Source organism: Luteimonas sp. MJ250 (assembly GCF_039548455.1).
GTDB lineage: Bacteria > Pseudomonadota > Gammaproteobacteria > Xanthomonadales > Xanthomonadaceae > Luteimonas.
In genome coordinates, this window is sequence record NZ_JBCLVB010000011.1 from 432577 (window position 1) to 451415 (window position 18839).

Below are 18839 nucleotides of genomic sequence, written 5' to 3' on the forward strand. Positions count from 1 at the left end.
GCGCGCGGCGCCGCCGGCGCATGCCCCGGCCGCTGACCGTCCTGCAGCTGCTTCCGGCCCTGGAGTCGGGGGGCGTCGAGCGCTCCACCCTTGAAGTGTCGGCCGCCCTGGTGGCTGCCGGCCATCGCGCGCTGGTGGCATCCGCCGGGGGCCGGATGCTGCCGGCGCTGCTCGAGTCCGGAGCGGAGCACGTGGCGCTTGATATCGGTCGCAAGTCGCTTGCCACCCTGCGCCTGGTGCGTCCGCTGCGCCAGCTGATGGCCGAACAGGGCGTGGATATCGTGCACGCGCGTTCGCGGCTGCCGGCCTGGATCGGCTGGCGCGCGCTGCAAGGCCTGCCCGCAGGGTCGCGGCCGCGTCTTGTCACCACGGTCCACGGCCTCAATTCGCCTTCGCGCTACAGCCAGGTGATGGCCCGCGGCGAACGCGTCATCTGCGTATCAGCCACCGTGCGCGAACACCTGCTGCGGCACTACCCGGGGACCGATCCCGGCCGGCTGCGCGTCATCCCGCGCGGCATCGATCCGGTGGCCTTCCCGCGCGCACCGCTGCCGGAGGGGGCGGCGCGGGCGGTGGCGGCCGCGGAGCACCCGCAGCTCGATGGCGAGGGTCCGCTGCTGCTGATGCCGGGTCGCGGCACCCGGCTCAAGGGCCACGCGGACGCGCTCGACCTGCTTGCCGGCCTGCGCGCCGGTGGCCTGGACGCCAGGCTGTGGATGCCCGGCGCCCGCGACCCCGCGCGCGCGGCCTACGTCGCCGAGCTTGAAGCGCGCGCGCAGGCCCTTGGCGTCGCCGATGCCATGGCGATCACGCCGCCGACCGCGGCGATCGCCGAAGCCTATGCCGCCTGCGACCTGGTGCTGCAGCTTTCGCGCAAGCCCGAAGCCTTCGGCCGCACCGTGATCGAAGCCCTTTCCGTGGGCCGGCCCGTGCTTGGCTGGGACCACGGCGGCGTCGGTGAACTGCTGCGCGAGCTGCAGCCGGCTGGCGCGGTAGCGGCCTTCGACAACGCCGCACTGGGCGAGCGCGCACGGCGGATGCTTGCGCGCGACGCGCGGCTACCAGCTACGATTCCACCGGCTCCAGCCATGTATTCACTCCGGTCCATGCAGGACGCCACGCTCTCGGTCTATGACGAACTCCGCTGACACCACGCCCGCAACGCCGCACGCGACCGCCGCCGGGTGGCGCTGGGCGCCGCACTGGGTGCTGGTCTTCGTCGCGCTGTGGCCCGCGCCCGGTTATGCCGAAGCCATCGTGGCCCTCGGGGCGCTGGCGGTCATCATCAAGCTCGCGACGACGCGCTTCCGCGGCGGCGCGACGCTGCTCAGCGGCCCGGCCTGGGCCCTGACCAGCGTGCTGTTCTTCGCCTACTGGCTGCCCGAGCTGCTGTCGGCGGTGGGCTCGGTCGACCCGGCGCGCGCGCTGCGCGAGGCGGCGGTCGACCTGCGCTACCTGCCTTTCCTGTGGCTGGTGGCGATCGCGGTTGCCGACGACCGCGGCAGGCGGCTGACGTTCGGCGGCCTGGCGGTGATCGTGGCGGTGTGGGCCGCAGACGCGCTGGTGGAAGTGGCGTTCGATACCAGCCCGCTGTTCTGGGGCATCGACGCCGCCAAGCAGCTGATCAGCGGCCGCCCGATGTGCGGTCTGGACGAACTTGCGCGCGCCGACCGCCTGGGCGGCGTGCTGGGTCCATGCAACCTCAAGCTCGGCCTGGTGCTGGCGAGCCTGTCGCCGTTCCTGCTGTACGCCGCCGGGCGCCGCTGGAAGACCGCGGGCTGGGTGCTTGCGGCCGCGGCGGTGGGCATCGTCATCGTATTCGCAGGCTCGCGCGCCTCGTGGCTGACCTACGGTCTGGTCCTGTTGCTCTCGGGCTGGCGCCTGCTGGGCTGGAAGCGGCTGCTGCTGGTGTTCGCCGCCGGGGCGGCGGTGACGGTGGCCGTGGGCCTGGCGTCGCCGGAGGTGCGCCTGCGCCTGGAGCGGACCTCGCACGCCTTCCAGGCCGGCGAGAATGGCGTCGATACCGCGCTCTCCGGCCGGACCCGGATCTGGGGCGCTGCGCTGTGCATGGTGCGGGAGCATCCGTTCAACGGCGTTGGTGCCCGCGGTTTCCGCGAGGCGTTCCCGGCCTGCGATGCCGAAGCCGGGACGATGGCCGCCTGGGGCGACGGACCGGCCCTGCACGCGCACCAGATCGTGCTCGAAGTGCTCAGCGAAACCGGCATCATCGGACTGCTGCTGTGGCTGTCGGGCGTGGCGCTGGCGGTGCGCGCCTGGCGCTTCGCGAGTGCCGCGGCGCGCGAACGCGCACGGCCGGCGATGCTGGCGCTGCTGGTCACGGTGTTCCCGCTCAACACCCACCTGGCGTTCTATTCGACCTTCTGGGGCGCCCTGACCCTGATGCTGGCGGCGCTGTATGCCGGCAGCCTGCTGGCTCGCGCCAACACCAGCGCGACGGCCCCGGGCGCGACATCCCCGGCTCCAGCCGTGGCAGTCCCGCCTCAGTAGGCCGAGCCGCCGTCGGGCTGGCGCTTGAAGCGGCGGTGGATCCAGAGGTACTGCGCCTGCGCCGCGCGCGCCATGGTTTCGATCGCGGCCATGACCTCGGCCGTGTCCGCGGTGGCATCGCGCGAGGGGTAGCCCTCGCTGGCCGGAAACAGGCGCAGGGTATAGCCACCGTCGTCGCGCCGCGCATGCTGGTAGAACAGCACCGCCGCGCCGGACATGCGCGCCAGCTGGTGGGTCGAGGTCAGGCTGTGCGCCGGCTGGCCGAAGAAAGGTACGTACACGCTGTCGCCGCGGCTCGGATCCTGGTCGGGCGCGTACCAGAGCAGGCCGCCGCGCTTGAGGTGGCGCACGGTGCCGCGCAGGTCCTGCTTCGGGAACATCGCCGCCGCGTAGCGCAGGCGGCCGCGGCGCACGGCCCATTCCATCGCCGGCTGCGCATGCGGGCGATACATGCCGGCCAGCGGCACGTAGTCACACATCAGCCGGCCGCAGACCTCCAGCGTGGTGAAGTGGCCGCTGACCACGATCACCCCGCGACCGCCTGCGCGCGCCGCCTCCATGTGTTCCAGGCCCTCGACCACGAGCCCGCGGCGCAGCGGCTCCACCGAGCCCCACCAGGCACGGGCGAATTCGAACAGGCCGATGCCGATGGCGGCGAAGTGCCGGCGCAGCAGCGCTTCGCGCGCGGCGGCGTCGAGCTCCGGGAAGCACAGCTCGAGGTTGCGCGCGGCCACGCGGCGGCGTGCGGGCAGCGCGCGCCGCAGCAGGCCGCCAACGGTGCGGCCAAGCGCGCGCTGCAGCGGCCACGGCAGGCGTGCCAGCAGCGCCATCGCGCCGATGCCCATCCATGTCGGCCAGTGGCGGGGTCCCAGCGGTGGTTTGTCCCGGTGTGTGGCCATGCGTTGATTCTAAGGGCTTCGTCGCGGCATGCGCCCGCGCGCGCTGCGGCTTCGCTATCCTTGGCGCATGGAGGCCGCCCCCCGTGATCGCGCTGTCGAACGCCTGCTGCGCGGCCTGTATTCGGCCGCGCTGTACCTGCTCGTGCCGGTCACGGTCTACCACCTGATCTGGCGCGGTTTCCGCCAGCCCGAATACCTGGAGCGCTGGGGCGAACGCTACGCCGCCTACCGCACGCCGCCGCTGGATGGCTGCGTGTGGGTGCATGCGGTCTCGGTGGGCGAGGTCACGGCCGCCGCGCCGCTGGTCAACGCCCTGCTGGAGCGCCGTCCCGACCTGCGCCTGCTGGTCACCACCATCACCCCGACCGGATCGGCGCGCGTGCACGCGCTGTGGGGCGATCGCGTCGAACACGTGTACCTGCCCTACGATCTATCCGGCGCGGTGCGCCGCTTCCTCGGCCATTTCCGCCCGCGGCTGGCGCTGGTGCTGGAAACCGAGCTCTGGCCGAACCTGCTGTTCTGCTGTCGCGACCACGGCGTCCCCGCCTATCTCGTCAACGCGCGCCTGTCCGAACGTTCGCTGCGTGGCTACCGCGCGCTGCGTCCACTGATCGGCCGCGCCCTGCGCACGCTGGCCTGCGTGGCAGCGCAGTCGGACGCCGACGCCGCGCGCTTCGTGCGCCTGGGCGCGGAGCCGGCGGCGGTCTCGGTGCTCGGCAACCTGAAGTTCGACGTCAAGGTCGACGGTGCCGCACGCCGGATCGCGGCCGCGTTCGTCGAGCAAAGCGGTGAGCGCATGGCCTGGATCGCCGCCAGCACGCATCCCGAGGAAGAGGCCGCGGTGATCGCCATCCACCGCCGGCTGCGCGAACGCTGGCCGGACCTGATGCTGCTGTGGGCGCCGCGCCATCCGGAGCGCTTCCGCCCGGTGGCCCAGGCCTGCGTCGAGGCCGGCTGGCGGGTGGCCACGCGCAAGCTCACGCAGTGGCCCGACCGCAACGACGATGTGTTCGTGATCGATACCCTGGGCGAGCTGGTGAATTTCTACGCCTGCGCCAGGGTGGCTTTCGTCGGCGGCAGCCTGCAGCCGGTGGGCGGACACAACCTGCTGGAGCCCGCGGCGCTGGGCGTGGCCGTGGTCACCGGGCCGCACCTGCACAACTTCGCCGACATCGCCCGGCAGATGGACGATGCCGGCGCCGTGCGCATCGGCGCGGACGCCGAGGCGGTGGGCGCCGCGGTGGAAGCGCTCCTGGGCGATGAAGGCGCGCGGGCGTCCATGGCCGGGCAGGGCCTGCGCCTGGTGATGGAAGGCCGCGGCGCGCTGGCGCGGACGATCGCGATGGTCACGCCGGAGCTGCCCCCGGCGTGACCGTCGCGGTGCTGCTCAGCCCTCGGCGCCGGTGTCCGGGGTTGCCGCGTCGACGGTGAGCAGGCGGTTGATGTCCTGCACGTTGCCGATGTCCAGGGTGCCCGCGGCCTGGGCCAGGAGCAGCCGGTTCTGCAGGTAGTTGTAGCGCGCCAGCGCGTACTGCTGCTCGGCGTTGAACAGGTTCTGCTGGTTGATCAGCACGTCGACCACGGTGCGGGTGCCCACTTCCAGGCCAACCTGGGACGCCTCGTACGCGCTGCGCGCCGAGATCAGCGCCTGGCGGCGGGCCTCGATCTCGCTGACCCCGGCGACCACCGTCTGGTACGCGTTGCGGGTGTTGCGGTCGAGCGCGCGACGGGCCTGTTCCAGCTGCTGCTCGGAGATGTCGCGGCGCGACAGCGCCTGGCGGACCTGGGACTGGGTGGCGCCGCCGCTGAAGATCGGCACGCTCAGGGTCAGGCCGATGCTGTGTCCTTCGCCAGTGGACGTGCCGACGCCGCCACCGGTGCCGAGATCGCCCCAGGCCGCGCCGTTGTCATAGCCGGCGCCAAGGGTGAGCCGCGGCAGGTGGCCGGAACGGGCCGTGTTGACGCTGTGTTCGGCGGCGCTGACGTTGTACTCGGCGGCGCGCAGCGAGGGGTTGTTCTCCAGCGCGCTGGCAAGCCAGCGGCCCAGCCCGTTGCCTTCCGGCGCTTCGGGCTGGAAGTCCTCGGGCAGCGCGCGCAGGGTGCGCACCGGGCGGCCGGTGATCTCCGCCAGGGCCTGGTAGGCGTCTTCAAGCGCATTGCGCGCGAGGATGGTGTTTGCGCGCGCGGCGTCGTACTGGGCGCGCGCCTCGTGCACGTCGGTGATCGGCGCCAGCCCGACCTCGAGGCGCTTGTCGGCGAAGTCGAACTGCTTCTGCAGCGCTTGTTCCGCGGCCTCGGCGGCGGCCAGGGTTTCGATCGCCACCAGCACGTTGAAGTAGCTGGCCGAGGTGCGGGTGATCAGCTCGTCGTTGGCGGCCTCGAGGTCAAGCCCGGCTGCGGCGTCGAGGTCGCGCTGCGCGCGCAGGTTGGAGATCGCACCCAGGTCGAACACCGTCTGGCTGAGGTCCACGCCCACGCTGCGACGACGCGCGTCGCCGTCGACGCCGGCGGCGTAGCTGCGGTTGATCGATGCGCTGCCGTTGATCTGCGGCAGCAGGCTGGCGCGGGCCTGGACGCGGCCCTCGCGGCTGATGTCGCGGTTGGCTTCGGAGATCGCCAGCTGCGGATCGCTGCCGCGCGCCAGCTCGTAGGTCTGCAGCAGGTCTTCGGCCGATGCCGCGGCCGGCAGCAGGGCGAGGAGGAGCGCAAGGGCGAGGGGGCGACGGATCATCAGGGGAGGTCCTTGGTCGGGGCCGGCGGTGAGCCGGTGGTCAGAACGCAAATGCAGGCGCCGGCACGGCGCCGGCGAGATAGGCGAGTTCGGTTTCGAACAACGATTCAATGCGGTTGCCGTTGACGTCGGCGTGCACGAGCACGGCCTCCATGGCCGGCGCGTGGCCGCGCACGATGAACATGCGGCCGCCGGGGCGCAGCCAGCCGATGAAGCGCTCCGGCACGATGTCGGCCGCGGCGCTGACGCAGATCGCGTCGAACTGGCGGCCCGGCTCCCAGGCGAATGCATCGGCATGGACCACCGAGACGTTGCTTGAGCCCTGCGCCAGCAGCGAGGCCTGCGCGCCCAGGGCGAGATCGGCGTGGCGTTCGATCGTGGTCACCGCGCGCGCAAGGCGACCAATGCAGGCGGCCAGGAAACCGCTGCCGGTGCCGATCTCGAGCACGTCCTCGGATCCTTCCAGCGCCAGCGCCTGCAGCGTACGGCCTTCGACCACCGGCTTCATCATCGATTCGCCGTGAGCCAGGGGCAGGGCGATATCGGCATAGGCCAGTGCACGATGCGCGGCCGGCACGAACGCGTCGCGCGGCAGGCGCAGCAGGACGTCGAGCACGCGGGGTTCAAGCACGTCCCACGGGCGGATCTGCTGCTCGACCATGGCTTCACGTGCTTTGGCGAAATCGAGGGTCATGGTGTCGGGGCCTGGCGGGTCTGGGTGACCGGCCATTTTACGGTGTATTGGCGGGGGGTGCCGACAGCATCGCCGCGACCGGGTGCCGTGCCTGAGTGCCGGAAGTCACCGGGCCGCCCGGCGGGGCGCTTACGGCGCCGGGCGGCGGGCGTAGGCGCGCAGGAACAGCTCCACCGTCGCCTCCAGGTGCGCATCGACGTCGAAACCGGGCATGTCGCCGCAGCCCATCATCAGCCGCGGATGGAGTTCGCCCCTGAGCAGGGCGAAGAACTGGCTCGCCGCGCGCCCGGTGTCGGCCACGTCCAGTTCGCCGGTGGCCGTGCGGCGCGCCAGCAGCGCCGCGAACCCGGCCTGCAGGTGGCCGGCGCCGGCGTCCCAGAACATGCGCGACAGCCTGGGATCCACCCGCGCGGGCCTGCAGACCAGGCGGAAGCCCGCGAGCGCTTCGGGCGAGGTCATCAGCGCGTGAACCGCGCGCGCGATGCCGACCAGGCGCGGCCGCAGCGGCGTGCCCGGCGATGGCGTGAACAGGGACGGCGGCACCTGCTGCTCGCAGTAGTACTCGACCGCAGCGGCAAACAGCGTGTCCTTGTCGCCGAAGTGGCTGTACACGGTGAGCTTGGAAACCCCGGCCAGGGCCGCGATCTGGTCCATGCTTACGCCCTCGAAGCCATGCTCGAGGAACATGCGCTGGGCCGCATCGAGGATCGCCGCGCGCTTGGCAAGGTCCTTGGGGCGGCCCGGTGCGGGGCGCGGGGCCACCGGCTGGTCGCTGGGCGTGGACATCGGCAAATACTAGACCGTGGAGTTCTGTGAACATAGCACTCGCCACTTCAAGCCCCGGCGCGCGGCCAGGATTCGATCGCCGCGGGCCGCGGCGGTACCGCGGCTAGCGGGGACCGGCCTGGGCAAGCAGTTCCGCGCGCGGCCCTGCCACCGGCGAAACATGCGCCAGCGCCGCCACGCCGGCGGTGGCGAAACCGGCCACCATCGCGGCCGCCGCGGCCTCCGCCTGCGGCCGCGATGCGAACCACGCGAAGCACGAGGGTCCACCGCCGGAGATGCTGGCGCCCAGCGCGCCACGCTCGAGCGCGGCCTGCTTCACCGCGGCGAAGCCCGGGATCAGCGGCGCGCGCCGCGGCTCCACCAGCACGTCGCGCAGGCCGTCGCCGATCAGCGCGGCGTCGGCGCGGGCCAGCCCGGTGAGGAACAGGGCCAGGTGCGAGGCGTGTTCGACCACCAGGGGCAGTGGACAGGGCTCGGCCAGGACCGCGCGCGCGCGGCGTGTTTCAAGCACCAGCTCCGGCTGCACGACCACGCAGTGCAGCCAGTCCGGCACCTCCAGGCGCAGCAGCCGCGTGGGCGTGGCCAGCGCCACGCCGCCGACCAGCATCGGGCCGACATTGTCGCCCTGCCGGCTGTGGGTCGAGGCCCACTCGCCTTCCAGCGCATAGGGATAGAGCGCTTCGCGGGAGAGCGGTTGCGCCAGCAGCGCGTTGGCCGCGACCAGGGCGGCCACGCAGGATGCCGCCGAGCCGCCGAGCCCCGAGCCCATCGGGATGCCCTTGTCGAGCTCGATCGCAAAGCCGTGGCCGAGTCCAAGCCCTTCGCGCAGCGTGATCAGCGCGCGCCCGGCGGTATTGGCCGCGGCGTCCAGGGGAATGCCCTCGATGCCACGCACCGGTCCGCGCACCGCGTCCACGCGCACCACCGGCTCTTCGATGACGCGAACCGTGGCGACGTCGCGCGGCCCGTCGATGACGTGCCCGAGCAGGTCGAAGCCGACGCCGATGTTGCCGATGCTTGCGGGTGCGAACGCGCGGGCCTGGCGATGGTCTGGGCTCATGTCCGGATTGTCCCATCCCGCGGCCTGCGGTTCACGACGCCGCGCTGCGCTGAACGCAGGCTCTGGCCTTTCCCCGGCCTGCATGCTCCAATTCCGGCCGAAGCGGGGGTACCACGGCCGGCACGGCGTGGTTGAGACAGACCCTTCGAACCTGATGCGGTTGATACCGCCGTAGGGAAGCTTCGCGACAGCGCCACCGGTCCCGGTGGGGCTGCTGCGCCTTCGCTTCGTCCAGCACGCGGGAGCCTCCCGCGGCACCCACAGGACGATGCCAATGAACGCAGTGCCTTCGCCCCTGCAGCAGCAGGCGCAACAGCTTTCCGAATCCGTCACCCGCCCGATTCCCGGGTCTCGCAAGATCTTCGTCGAAGGATCGCGCCCGGACCTACGGGTGGCCATGCGCGAAATCGTGCAGACGCCGACCCCGACCCTGTTCGGCGGCGAGGACAATCCTTCGATCCCGGTCTACGACACCTCGGGCCCGTATACCGATCCGGATGCCGACATCGACCTCTCCGTGGGCTTGCCCGCGAAGCGCGCCGGCTGGATCGCCGAGCGCGGTGACACCGAGTGCCTGGATGTCCCGGGCTCCGCCTTCGGCCGCGGACGCGAGGCCGACACGCGCCTGGACGCGGTGCGATTCCCGTCGCGCGCGCGGCCGCTGCGTGCCAGGGCCGGCGCCAACGTCACCCAGATGCACTACGCCCGCCGCGGCATCATCACGCCGGAGATGGAGTACGTCGCCATTCGCGAAAACCAGCGGCTGGACTCCCTGCCAGGGCAGCCACAGCACGCGGGGCAATCGTTCGGGGCGTCGATTCCGGCGCGGATCACGCCGGAGTTCGTGCGCGACGAAATCGCCCGCGGCCGCGCGATCCTGCCCTGCAACATCAACCATCCCGAAAGCGAGCCGATGATCATCGGCCGCAACTTCCTCACCAAGATCAACGCCAACATCGGCAACAGCGCGGTGTCGTCGGGCATCGCTGAAGAGGTCGAGAAGCTGGTCTGGGCGATCCGCTGGGGCGCGGACAATGTGATGGATCTCAGCACCGGCAAGCACATCCACGAAACCCGCGAGTGGATCATCCGCAACTCGCCGGTGCCGATCGGCACGGTGCCGATCTACCAGGCGCTGGAAAAGGTCGGCGGTCGTGCCGAGGAGCTCAGCTGGGAAATCTTTCGCGACACGCTGGTCGAACAGGCCGAGCAGGGCGTGGACTACTTCACCATCCACGCCGGCGTGCTGCTGCGCCATGTGCCGCTGACCGCGAAGCGCGTCACCGGCATCGTCAGCCGCGGCGGCTCGATCATGGCCAAGTGGTGCCTGGCGCACCACCGCGAAAGCTTCCTCTACGAACGCTTCGAAGACATCTGCGACATCATGAAAGCCTACGACGTGGCCTTCTCGCTGGGTGATGGCCTGCGGCCGGGCTGCATCGCCGATGCCAACGACGCCGCCCAGTTCGCCGAGCTCGAGACCCTGGGCGAACTCACGAAGGTCGCCTGGGCGCATGACGTGCAATGCATGGTCGAAGGTCCCGGGCATGTGCCGATGCAGCTGATCAGGGAAAACATGGACAAGCAGCTGGCCGAGTGTGGCGAAGCGCCGTTCTACACGCTTGGCCCGCTGACCACCGACATCGCGCCCGGCTACGACCACATCACCAGCGCGATCGGCGCGGCGATGATCGGCTGGTTCGGCACCGCGATGCTCTGTTACGTCACGCCCAAGGAGCACCTGGGCCTGCCCAACCGGCAGGACGTCCGCGACGGGATCATGGCCTACAGGATCGCGGCCCACGCCGCCGACCTGGCGAAGGGGCATCCCGGGTCCCAGGTGCGCGACAACGCCTTGAGCAAGGCGCGCTTCGAGTTCCGCTGGGAAGACCAGTTCAACCTCGGCCTGGACCCGGAGAAGGCCAGGGAGTTCCACGACGAGACCCTGCCCAGGGACGCGCACAAACTGGCTCATTTCTGTTCCATGTGCGGCCCGCACTTCTGCTCGATGAAAATCAGCCGGGACGTGCGCGACTACGCCGCCGGCAACGGCCTCGATGAAGAGCAGGCCCGGCAGGCGGGCATGGCGGGCAAGGCGGCCGAGTTCAGGGCGGCCGGCGCCGAGGTCTACCGGCGCGACTGAAACGGAAGTAAACGCGTGCCCGGCGGGTCCCCTCCAGGGGTCCCGCTTCACGTGCGCGCCGCCGGCTGCGTGCTAGCGTCCGGTGCATCCAGACAGGAGCTTCGCCATGGCACGCATCCGACCGTCTTCATTCCGATGGCTGCTGGCCTCGCTTCTGGTCGGGCTGGTCACCGCCTGCGCCACCGGCCCGCGCATCAGCTCGGACTCCGACCCGCGCGTCGACTTCTCCGCCTACCGCACGTTCGCGTTCTACTCGCCTTTGGCGATCGAGCGCGAGGGCTATGCCAGCCTCGTCAGCGGTCGCATGAAGGCCGCGGCGCGCGCCGAGATGGAATCGCGCGGCTACCGCTACAGCGAGCAGGAGCCCGACCTGTGGCTCAACATCAACGCCTACATGCAGCAGCGCACCGACGTCAGCACCATTCCCGACGTCGACTACGCCTACTACTACAGCTACCGGTATCGTGGCTACGTGGCCATGCCGTACTGGCGTGACCGCACCACGGTGAGCCGCTACACCGAGGGCACGATGAACATCGACCTGGTGGATGCGGATCGCAATACGCTGGTCTGGGAAGGCATCGCCGTCGGTCGGGTCCGGCGCAACCAGGACCCGCTCGAGCGCGACGCGGCCATCGACAGCACGATTGCCGAGATCTTCGCCGCCTATCCGCACCGCGCCGGAGCGCCTTGAGCGGCACTCGGCCGACCCGGCCACGCCGCGGGGCGGACGATGGTCGCCGCCTCAGCGCGTGAAAGCGGTCTGCAGGGAGGCGAGCCAGCCCTGCCAGCTGCCGCCGTCGCGGCTGGGGTCGTATTCGCTGCCCAGGGCCTGCATGCGCGCCCCAAGTGCGGCCTCGTCGAGGCCTTCGCCGGCCAGCTTTGAAAGATCATCGCGCACGGCGACGATCTCGGCGTCGGCTTCGCTGCCCAGGTAGGCATCGACGACACCGGCTGCGGTGTCGTGCTCCATCGCCCAGTCCTGGTGGAAATAGGCGGACAGGAAATTCTCAAGCGCCGGAGTGTCGCTCATGCAGGGGCCTCGGGATCGTGATCAGGGCGTCGAAGGATAGCCGGTGACGATGCGATAGCCGGTATCGAGCCGGTCCGAACGCTCCAGCACCAGGCGTACGGAGAACACGTCTTCGGCGCTGCTGTCGCCGCGCTTGACCGAGATGCCGGTGGTGGCGTCGAAGCTGGCGTCGATCACCAGGCGGTTGCCGCCCTGGCCGTCGACCCAGGCGTCGATGCGGCTCTGGTGCTCGGAGAGGGTGGCGGACACGAAGTGTTCGGCTTCCCCGATGTCGCGGAAGCTGGAAGCGGCGCTGATGTTGTCGTTGCGCACGCGGTCGACCAGCCACTCCTCGCTCTTGCCGACGTGGCGCTCGATCAGGTGGCCACCGGCGTCTTCGTGGGCCTGGAGGCCGCCGCCGGGAACTTCGCCGGGCGCGTCGGGACCATCCGGGACGTCCGGGCCATCGACATCATCGACGCCCAGGTGGGCGTCGAGTTCGTTGACCGTGGCTTCGATCGCGTCGCGCTCGGCGCGCGGAAGCCGGCTCGTGTCGAGCTCGCCCAGCGCATCGCGGATACGGCCCAGCAGCGGGTCGAGGTGGTCGCCGAAGGTCTGGTCGCCACCGGCGAGGGAGATCGCGTCCCGTACCTGGCCGAGGAAGCTCTCGATGTCGCCGCCGTCGGCGAGGTCCTGGAGGTGGGAGACGAGATCGGCATCTGGATCGGCCGCCGCCGCCATGGCCATGCGGCCGGGAGACTGCTGCAGCAATGCCAGCGACCCTCCTGTCGCCGGGGAAAGGGCTTGGGTGACATCCATCACATGCGGCACCTCGTGTCGGGGGAGCCACGAAGCCTAGGGACCGCGCGCAGCCGTCGACAGCTGGTGCCTGCCCGAGGGTGGGCACTGCGCGCCATGCGTGCGCACGCGGCCCCGGCGCGGCACACTCCGCCGATGGTCGACATCCTCCGCAAGCCGATGCGCTGGTCCACCGCCGCGGCGAGGCATCCTTCGGCGCTGCTCCTGGCTGTGCAGCTGGCCAGCCTGCTGCTCTACCCGCTGATGGACGGCAGCGAAAGCCGCGTCCTGTTCAGCGCGTTCACCCTGGTGGCGGTGCCGCTGGCGGTCTGGGTGGTGTCGCGCAGCCACGCTGCAAACGGGTTCGCATGGGCGCTGGCCGTGCCCGCGATGCTGCTGGCCGGTGCTGCGATCGGCTTCGACCTGCCGCTGCTCGGGGTGGCCTCGGCCGCGCTGGAGTCAGTGCTTTACTTCTACGCCGCCGGCGCGCTGATCGTGTACATGCTCGAGGATCACACGGTCACCGTCGACGAGCTGTTCGCGGCGGCCGCGGCGTTCACACTGCTGGCCTGGGGCTTCGCCTATGCCTTCCTGGTCTGCCAGGCGATCCTGCCGGCCAGCTTCACCGGCGTGGTCGAACCGGAACGGCCGCGACGCTGGATCGAACTGCTGTTCCTGAGCTTCTCGACGCTGTCGGGCACCGGCAACGGCGACATCATGCCGCTGACGCCCTATGCGCGGGTTCTGGTGATGCTGGAGCAGTTCGCGGGCGTGGGCTACATCGCCGCCGTGGTGTCACGGCTGATCGCGCTGAGCATCGTGCGCCAGCGCGGGCGCAGCCGGGACTGAGCGCCGGCGATCCGGGGAACCCTGCGTGCAGGTCCGGACGCCGGCATCCGGCGGCCCTTATGCCGCGCGGTAGCGCTCGATCGCCTCGAGCAGCAGGCCCTTGGCCTCGGCGGCGTTGCCCCAGCCCTCGATCTTGACCCACTTGCCCTTCTCGAGGTCCTTGTAGTGCTCGAAGAAGTGGCCGATGCGCTCCAGCCAGTGTCCCGAGACCTGGTCGATGTCATGGATGTGGGCATAGCCGGCGAACACCTTCGGCTCCGGCACAGCCAGCAGCTTCTCGTCGCTGCCGGCCTCGTCGGTCATCTTCAGCACGCCGACCGGGCGGCAGCGGATCACCGAACCCGGCACCAGCGGCAGCGGCAGGATCACCATCACGTCGGCCGGATCGCCGTCACCGCAAACGGTGTTCGGGACGTAGCCGTAGTTGCAGGGGTAGCGCATGGGGGTCGACAGCACGCGGTCGACGAAGATCGCGCCGGACTCCTTGTCGACCTCGTACTTGACCGGCTCGGCGTCCTTGGGGATCTCGATGATGACGTTGATTTCGTCCGGCGGACTCTTGCCGGTGGTCACATGATCCAGGCCCATGGCTGCTCCAGTGGTGCGGGCGAACCGGGATGGCCGCTGCCGCGTAAGGGAAGGGCGCCCATTCTACGCGTCGCTGTTGCGACGCAGCAAAGGGTGTCGCAGGCGGCGCGCGGGGGATGAACAGGCGGCGGGGCGACCCGAGCTGGGGTACGCCCCAGCTTGGTGCGATTGACGGTCCGGTTACACAGTACGGCACCGTATCCACACCGAGAGCGCCCTGCATGAGCATCCAGTCCGCGAATTCCCTTCCAGGCGCCAGCGCCGCCGCCCAGTTCGAGCGCGCGGGCTACTGGAACAACCCCGACGCCCCGCACCAGCATGACCGCGGTGCCGAGGCCCTGGGTAGCGATGCCCCGGCGCCCCGCCAGGTCGACGTGGGCGGCACCGATGCCGTGGATGCGGACCAGGCGCCAGGGCAGGAGGAAGGTCGGACGATCGACGGCGGCTCCGACAATCCCGCCGGGCGCAGCCAGCGCAGCACGGTCGACGGCAAGCCGGTCGTGGTCGACCCGCTGCATTCCGACAAGGGCCTGGAGGTGGCGCGCGAACGCACCATCGACGCCTGGAACCAGGTCAGCAGCGACCAGCTGGTGTTCACCACCGGCGCCGGCAACGACAGCTTCGGCGTCAAGCAGCGCGACGACGGCACGCTCGACGTCAGCATCAACGGTGAGAACTACGAGGTGCATCTCGATCGGGGGCAGGAGCTGACGATCCGTGCGGGCGACGGCAACGACGTGATCGAGGTCGCGCCCAACGTCAGGGTCAACATCGTGGTCGAGGGCGGCAAGGGCGACGACACCATCACCACCGGTGCCGGCGACGACCGCATCGACGGCGGCGAAGGCAACGACACCGTGTTCTCCGGCGCCGGCCGCGACGACATCTTCGGCGGCAGCGGCAACGACCTGCTGACCGGTGGCGAAGGCGTCAACATCATCCACGGCGGCAACGGCGACGACGAGATCACCGCCGGCGCCGGCACCAACTTCATCGAGGGCGGCGCCGGCGACGACGTGATCCAGGGCGCCGGCACCAGCGACATCCTGTCCGGCGGCGTCGGCAACGACCGCATCGCCGCGGGCGACGGCAAGAGCACCATCTATACCGGTGCCGGCGACGACGCCGTGGACGGCGCCGGCGTCAATGCCACGGTCTACGCCGAGGTCGGCGACCTGATCAACTCGGCCACCGGCAGCAAGCCGACCGTGGTCAACGTCGCCATCGACGCCAACGCCGGCCACACCATCAAGGTCGAGGGTTCGGAAGGCTTCGTGCAGCGCATCCAGTCCGAGCTCGACTTCCTGCGCGCCTCGCCGGTGGGGCAGCAGATGCTCGCCGAGTTCGACAAGGCCGCCGACGTCAAAGGCAACATGGTCACGATCAAGGAGCTGGCCAACGAGCAGAACGGCTATGCCCAGACCTTCAGCCGCGACGCCGACATCGTGAACGGTCGCGCCGGCGCCGGTGGCAACGTCGACATCGTCTACAACCCGTCCTTCCACATGGATGCCTTCCCGGCCCCCGTGGTGGTGCTGTACCACGAGATGTCGCATGCCTACAACGGCGTGAACGGGAGCTTCCAGCCCGGTGAATACACCGGTCCGGGGCCTGACAACGGCATCGCCAACGCCGAGCGACAGGCCGTGGGCCTGGAGACCAGCGCACCCGCCTTCGACTTCGACGGCGATCGCTCGACTGCACCGACCACCGCCAACCCGGATCACCTGACCGAGAACGGCATCCGCGAGGAGCTGGGCATGCCGGACCGCCCGAGCTACGCGCTCGAGTTCTGAACAAATCCGGCCCGGTGATGGTTCCGCGCAGCCTGCGTTCACCGCAGGCTGCGTGCGTTCGGTCATCCTGAGCGGTACCAACCAGGAGGCAGCACAGACATGGCCCTGAACATCATCCGGCACGCGGGCATCCTCGCGGCCGCCCTGTCGACCGCTGCAGTCGTCGCACAGCCCGCGGTCGCGGGCGGACAAGTGGAGACCAAAGCCGTGAACGAGGAAGACCAGGTGGCGCGTACCCGCGTGAGCGGCGAAGGGGCGATGGTCGAAGTCGCTTTCGACCCCGACGCGCAGCGCCTCGCGGTGCGCTATCGCGTCAGTAATGACAGCGATGCGCCGCTGGCGCTATTCGATCGCGGAGACGTCCATTCGGTACTGAGCAAGCGCCTGGTGGCGGGTGACGTGCCGGGGCCGAGGATGGAGGGGGGGGTCGACGGCCTCACGCTGTCGCATGCCGCACAGGCGCTGCCGGATCCGGCACCGACGTCGCCGCCGACGCCGCTGGCCACGAAGCTCGGTCCGGGCGAACGCCTGGATGCCAGCTTCGATGTGGACCTGTCTCTGTCCCCCGCCAGCGTCGCGCGGGTGCGCTGGTGCCTGGGCGTGCTGCCCTTCGAAGAGGCCGAGTTCAGGCCGGCGACCTCGGGGGGCGATGTCGCCCTGTGGTCGGCGCCCTTCAGCGTGGTCGAGCGGCAGCAGCTGCTGTGCACGCCGTGGTTCGACATGGCGGCGGGGACGTTCGAAAGCGGCTGAGATCGGCAGGTGGTGACCGCCGCTGCGTGCGAGCGAGCCTGAAAGCAGAAGCGGCCCCCATGGGCCGCTTCTGCGTTGCAGGCCGGCACGGCCGGCGGGCAGCGTCGCTAGAGCAGCGGCACCAGCAACAGGGCCACGATGTTGGTGACCTTGATCAGCGGGTTCACCGCCGGACCCGCGGTGTCCTTGTAGGGATCGCCGACGGTGTCGCCGGTGACCGCGGCCTTGTGCGCCTCGGAGCCCTTGCCGCCGTGGTGGCCTTCCTCGATGTACTTCTTGGCGTTGTCCCAGGCACCGCCGCCGGTGCACATCGAAATCGCCAGGAACAGGCCGGTCACGATGGTGCCCATCAGCAGGCCGCCGAGCGCGTCCGCGCCCAGCACCAGGCCGACGATGATCGGAATGGCCAGCGGCAGCAGCGAAGGCACGATCATTTCCCTGATTGCCGATCGCGTCAGCAGGTCGACCGCGCGGTCGTACTGCGGCTTGCCGGTGCCCTCCATGATCCCGGGGATCTCGCGGAACTGGCGCCGCACTTCCTCGACCACGGCGCCTGCCGCGCGACCCACGGCCTGCATCGCCATTGCGCCGAACAGGTACGGGATCATGCCGCCGATCAACAGGCCGATGACCACGTTCGGGTTGTCGATGGAGAAGTTCACCGCGCGGCCCGAGGCTTCCAGCTTGTGCGCGTAGTCGGCGAACAGCACCAGTGCGGCCAGGCCGGCCGAACCGATCGCATAGCCCTTGGTCACCGCCTTGGTGGTATTGCCCACGGCGTCGAGCGCGTCGGTGGTCTCGCGGATCTCCGGCGGCAGGCCGCTCATCTCGGCGATGCCGCCGGCGTTGTCGGTGATCGGGCCGTAGGCGTCGAGCGCCACGATCATGCCGGCCATCGACAGCATCGCGGTGGCGGCGATCGCCAGGCCGTAGAGCCCTGCGATCTCGTAGCAGCACCAGATCGCCGCGGCGACCACGATCACCGGCGCCGCGGTCGACCTCATCGACACCGCCAAGCCGGCAATCACGTTGGTGCCGTGGCCGGTTTCCGAAGCCTTTGCCACCTGCTGCACCGGCGCGTACTCGGTCGCGGTGTAGTACTCGGTGATCACCACCAGCATGCCGGTCAGCACCAGGCCCACGATCGCGCACCAGAACAGCGGCAGCGCCAGCGTGGTCTCGAACATGCTGTTGGTAATGAACCAGAAGGCGATCGCCGCCAGTACGCCGGACACGCCCAGGCCGCGATACAGCGCGTTCATGATCTTGCCGCCCGGCCGCGCTTTGACGAAGAAGGTGCCGATGATCGAGGCGATGATCGACGCCGCGCCCAGCACCAGCGGATAGACCACGCCCGCCCAGCCGTAGGTCGCGAAGAAGATGCCGGCGACCAGCATCGAGGCGATGATGGTCACCGCATAGGTCTCGAACAGGTCGGCCGCCATGCCGGCGCAGTCGCCGACGTTGTCGCCGACGTTGTCGGCGATCACCGCCGGGTTGCGCGGGTCGTCCTCGGGGATGCCGGCTTCGACCTTGCCCACGAGGTCCGCGCCGACGTCGGCGCCCTTGGTGAAGATGCCGCCGCCAAGCCGCGCGAAGATCGAGATCAGCGAGGAGCCGAAGGCGAGGCCGATCATCGGCTGCAGCGCGGCCTCGACCGCCATCGCGTCGCGGCCGTCGCCGATGACGAACATGAAGTAGCCGGCCACGCCCAGCAGGCCCAGGCCGACGACAAGCATGCCGGTGACCGCGCCGCCGCGGAAGCTGACCGCCAGCGCCTCGTTCAGGCCCACGGTCGCCGCCTGCGTGGTGCGCACGTTGGCGCGCACCGAGACGAACATGCCGATGAAGCCGGCCACGCCCGAAAGCACCGCGCCGATCAGGAAGCCGATCGCGGTCCGCCAGCCGAGTGCCGGCACGAAGCCGATGACCAGGAACAGCACCACGCCGACGATGGCGATGGTGATGTATTGCCGCCGCAGGTACGCGCCCGCGCCTTCCTGGATCGCTGCGGCAATCTGCTGCATGCGCTCGTTGCCCGCGGGTTGCGCCAGGATCCAGCGCGCTGAAACAATGCCGTAGATGATCGCCAGGCCGGCACAGGCAAGTGCCAGCCACAAAGCTTGTTGCTCGAGCATGAAACCCTCCCCAGGGTGTGGTCGGTGGCATCGGATTGGAGCTGGAACCGCCCGACTATGGCATAGGCTCCCGACGCGGTATTGCCG

The 18839-nt window shown here is 70.2% G+C and carries 17 protein-coding genes and 1 riboswitch; of the genes, 8 read left to right on the plus strand and 9 right to left on the minus strand.

What is annotated here, in order from left to right:
• Positions 1–20: 20 nt before the first annotated feature.
• Both WCE37_RS08670 and WCE37_RS08675 read left to right on the plus strand, forming a co-directional pair.
• Entirely contained in the window at positions 21–1148 is a 1128-nt protein-coding gene (locus tag WCE37_RS08670) for a glycosyltransferase (RefSeq protein ID WP_343278996.1), read from the plus strand.
• The gene (locus WCE37_RS08675; RefSeq protein ID WP_343278998.1) at positions 1132–2508 is read left to right on the plus strand and encodes an O-antigen ligase family protein; all 1377 of its coding nucleotides are present in this window, start codon (positions 1132–1134) and stop codon (positions 2506–2508) included. The genes WCE37_RS08670 and WCE37_RS08675 overlap by 17 nt, the downstream gene beginning before the upstream one ends.
• Here the strand turns inward: WCE37_RS08675 and lpxL are convergent.
• Positions 2502–3407, minus strand: a complete 906-nt coding sequence (gene lpxL, locus WCE37_RS08680) for an LpxL/LpxP family Kdo(2)-lipid IV(A) lauroyl/palmitoleoyl acyltransferase (protein WP_343254759.1) — start codon at positions 3405–3407, stop codon at positions 2502–2504. The genes WCE37_RS08675 and lpxL overlap by 7 nt on opposite strands.
• A 67-nt stretch (positions 3408–3474) precedes the next feature.
• On the opposite strand from lpxL, the gene waaA reads away from it, so the two are divergent.
• On the plus strand, positions 3475–4779 hold the full coding sequence (gene waaA, locus WCE37_RS08685; RefSeq protein ID WP_343279000.1) for a lipid IV(A) 3-deoxy-D-manno-octulosonic acid transferase: 1305 nt from the start codon (positions 3475–3477) through the stop codon (positions 4777–4779).
• A gap of 15 nt (positions 4780–4794) precedes the next feature.
• On the opposite strand, the gene WCE37_RS08690 is transcribed toward waaA, so the two are convergent.
• The 4 genes from WCE37_RS08690 to WCE37_RS08705 all read right to left on the minus strand — a co-directional run bounded on the left by WCE37_RS08690 (position 4795) and on the right by WCE37_RS08705 (position 8678).
• A complete protein-coding gene (locus tag WCE37_RS08690; protein ID WP_343279001.1) occupies positions 4795–6138 on the minus strand; it encodes a TolC family outer membrane protein in 1344 nt (447 codons plus the stop codon).
• A gap of 40 nt (positions 6139–6178) precedes the next feature.
• The gene (locus WCE37_RS08695; RefSeq protein ID WP_343279002.1) at positions 6179–6832 is read right to left on the minus strand and encodes a protein-L-isoaspartate O-methyltransferase; all 654 of its coding nucleotides are present in this window, start codon (positions 6830–6832) and stop codon (positions 6179–6181) included.
• A 129-nt stretch (positions 6833–6961) separates the two neighbouring features.
• On the minus strand, positions 6962–7618 hold the full coding sequence (locus WCE37_RS08700; RefSeq protein ID WP_343279003.1) for a TetR/AcrR family transcriptional regulator: 657 nt from the start codon (positions 7616–7618) through the stop codon (positions 6962–6964).
• Positions 7619–7721: 103 nt separating this feature from the next.
• Entirely contained in the window at positions 7722–8678 is a 957-nt protein-coding gene (locus WCE37_RS08705) for a homoserine kinase (protein ID WP_343279004.1), read from the minus strand.
• Between the two features lie 94 nt (positions 8679–8772).
• Positions 8773–8874: riboswitch (TPP riboswitch) on the plus strand.
• Between the two features lie 78 nt (positions 8875–8952).
• Between WCE37_RS08705 and thiC the strand changes: the two genes are divergently transcribed.
• Both thiC and WCE37_RS08715 read left to right on the plus strand, forming a co-directional pair.
• Entirely contained in the window at positions 8953–10821 is a 1869-nt protein-coding gene (gene thiC, locus WCE37_RS08710; RefSeq protein ID WP_343279005.1) for a phosphomethylpyrimidine synthase ThiC, read from the plus strand.
• Positions 10822–10927: 106 nt separating this feature from the next.
• The gene (locus WCE37_RS08715; protein WP_343279006.1) at positions 10928–11515 is read left to right on the plus strand and encodes a DUF4136 domain-containing protein; all 588 of its coding nucleotides are present in this window, start codon (positions 10928–10930) and stop codon (positions 11513–11515) included.
• Positions 11516–11566: 51 nt separating this feature from the next.
• Here the strand turns inward: WCE37_RS08715 and WCE37_RS08720 are convergent, their stop codons facing one another.
• The gene (locus WCE37_RS08720; protein ID WP_343279007.1) at positions 11567–11854 is read right to left on the minus strand and encodes a contact-dependent growth inhibition system immunity protein; all 288 of its coding nucleotides are present in this window, start codon (positions 11852–11854) and stop codon (positions 11567–11569) included.
• Positions 11855–11875: 21 nt separating this feature from the next.
• Positions 11876–12652, minus strand: coding sequence for an RNase A-like domain-containing protein (locus tag WCE37_RS08725; RefSeq protein ID WP_343279008.1), 777 nt, complete (start codon positions 12650–12652; stop codon positions 11876–11878).
• 135 nt (positions 12653–12787) lie between these two features.
• Between WCE37_RS08725 and WCE37_RS08730 the strand changes: the two genes are divergently transcribed.
• Entirely contained in the window at positions 12788–13480 is a 693-nt protein-coding gene (locus WCE37_RS08730; protein WP_343279009.1) for a potassium channel family protein, read from the plus strand.
• A 57-nt stretch (positions 13481–13537) separates the two neighbouring features.
• Here the strand turns inward: WCE37_RS08730 and ppa are convergent, their stop codons facing one another.
• Positions 13538–14068: an inorganic diphosphatase gene (gene ppa / locus WCE37_RS08735; protein ID WP_343279010.1), complete on the minus strand. Its 531-nt coding sequence runs from the start codon at positions 14066–14068 to the stop codon at positions 13538–13540.
• A gap of 221 nt (positions 14069–14289) precedes the next feature.
• On the opposite strand from ppa, the gene WCE37_RS08740 reads away from it, so the two are divergent.
• Positions 14290–15864 carry a M91 family zinc metallopeptidase gene (locus WCE37_RS08740; RefSeq protein ID WP_343279011.1) on the plus strand — a complete coding sequence of 525 codons (1575 nt, stop codon included), beginning with the start codon at positions 14290–14292 and terminating at the stop codon, positions 15862–15864.
• 99 nt (positions 15865–15963) lie between these two features.
• Positions 15964–16614, plus strand: a complete 651-nt coding sequence (locus WCE37_RS08745) for a hypothetical protein (protein WP_343279012.1) — start codon at positions 15964–15966, stop codon at positions 16612–16614.
• A 107-nt stretch (positions 16615–16721) separates the two neighbouring features.
• On the opposite strand, the gene WCE37_RS08750 is transcribed toward WCE37_RS08745, so the two are convergent.
• Positions 16722–18752 (minus strand): sodium-translocating pyrophosphatase, encoded by a 2031-nt coding sequence (locus WCE37_RS08750; RefSeq protein WP_343279014.1) that lies wholly within the window; start codon positions 18750–18752, stop codon positions 16722–16724.
• Between the last annotated feature and the right edge of the window lie 87 nt (positions 18753–18839).

Excerpts from the sequence above, each read along its gene's own strand:
- WCE37_RS08705 (WP_343279004.1), bottom strand. The coding sequence starts at position 8,678 with ATGAGCCCAGACCATCGCCAGGCCCGCGCGTTCGCACCCGCAAGCATC.
- WCE37_RS08720 (WP_343279007.1), bottom strand. The coding sequence starts at position 11,854 with ATGAGCGACACTCCGGCGCTTGAGAATTTCCTGTCCGCCTATTTCCAC.
- WCE37_RS08670 (WP_343278996.1), top strand. The coding sequence starts at position 21 with ATGCCCCGGCCGCTGACCGTCCTGCAGCTGCTTCCGGCCCTGGAGTCG.
- lpxL (WP_343254759.1), bottom strand. The coding sequence starts at position 3,407 with ATGGCCACACACCGGGACAAACCACCGCTGGGACCCCGCCACTGGCCG.
- WCE37_RS08715 (WP_343279006.1), top strand. The coding sequence starts at position 10,928 with ATGGCACGCATCCGACCGTCTTCATTCCGATGGCTGCTGGCCTCGCTT.
- ppa (WP_343279010.1), bottom strand. The coding sequence starts at position 14,068 with ATGGGCCTGGATCATGTGACCACCGGCAAGAGTCCGCCGGACGAAATC.
- waaA (WP_343279000.1), top strand. The coding sequence starts at position 3,475 with ATGGAGGCCGCCCCCCGTGATCGCGCTGTCGAACGCCTGCTGCGCGGC.
- WCE37_RS08725 (WP_343279008.1), bottom strand. The coding sequence starts at position 12,652 with ATGGATGTCACCCAAGCCCTTTCCCCGGCGACAGGAGGGTCGCTGGCA.
- WCE37_RS08750 (WP_343279014.1), bottom strand. The coding sequence starts at position 18,752 with ATGCTCGAGCAACAAGCTTTGTGGCTGGCACTTGCCTGTGCCGGCCTG.
- WCE37_RS08700 (WP_343279003.1), bottom strand. The coding sequence starts at position 7,618 with ATGTCCACGCCCAGCGACCAGCCGGTGGCCCCGCGCCCCGCACCGGGC.
- WCE37_RS08675 (WP_343278998.1), top strand. The coding sequence starts at position 1,132 with ATGACGAACTCCGCTGACACCACGCCCGCAACGCCGCACGCGACCGCC.
- WCE37_RS08730 (WP_343279009.1), top strand. The coding sequence starts at position 12,788 with ATGGTCGACATCCTCCGCAAGCCGATGCGCTGGTCCACCGCCGCGGCG.
- thiC (WP_343279005.1), top strand. The coding sequence starts at position 8,953 with ATGAACGCAGTGCCTTCGCCCCTGCAGCAGCAGGCGCAACAGCTTTCC.
- WCE37_RS08745 (WP_343279012.1), top strand. The coding sequence starts at position 15,964 with ATGGCCCTGAACATCATCCGGCACGCGGGCATCCTCGCGGCCGCCCTG.
- WCE37_RS08690 (WP_343279001.1), bottom strand. The coding sequence starts at position 6,138 with ATGATCCGTCGCCCCCTCGCCCTTGCGCTCCTCCTCGCCCTGCTGCCG.
- WCE37_RS08695 (WP_343279002.1), bottom strand. The coding sequence starts at position 6,832 with ATGACCCTCGATTTCGCCAAAGCACGTGAAGCCATGGTCGAGCAGCAG.
- WCE37_RS08740 (WP_343279011.1), top strand. The coding sequence starts at position 14,290 with ATGAGCATCCAGTCCGCGAATTCCCTTCCAGGCGCCAGCGCCGCCGCC.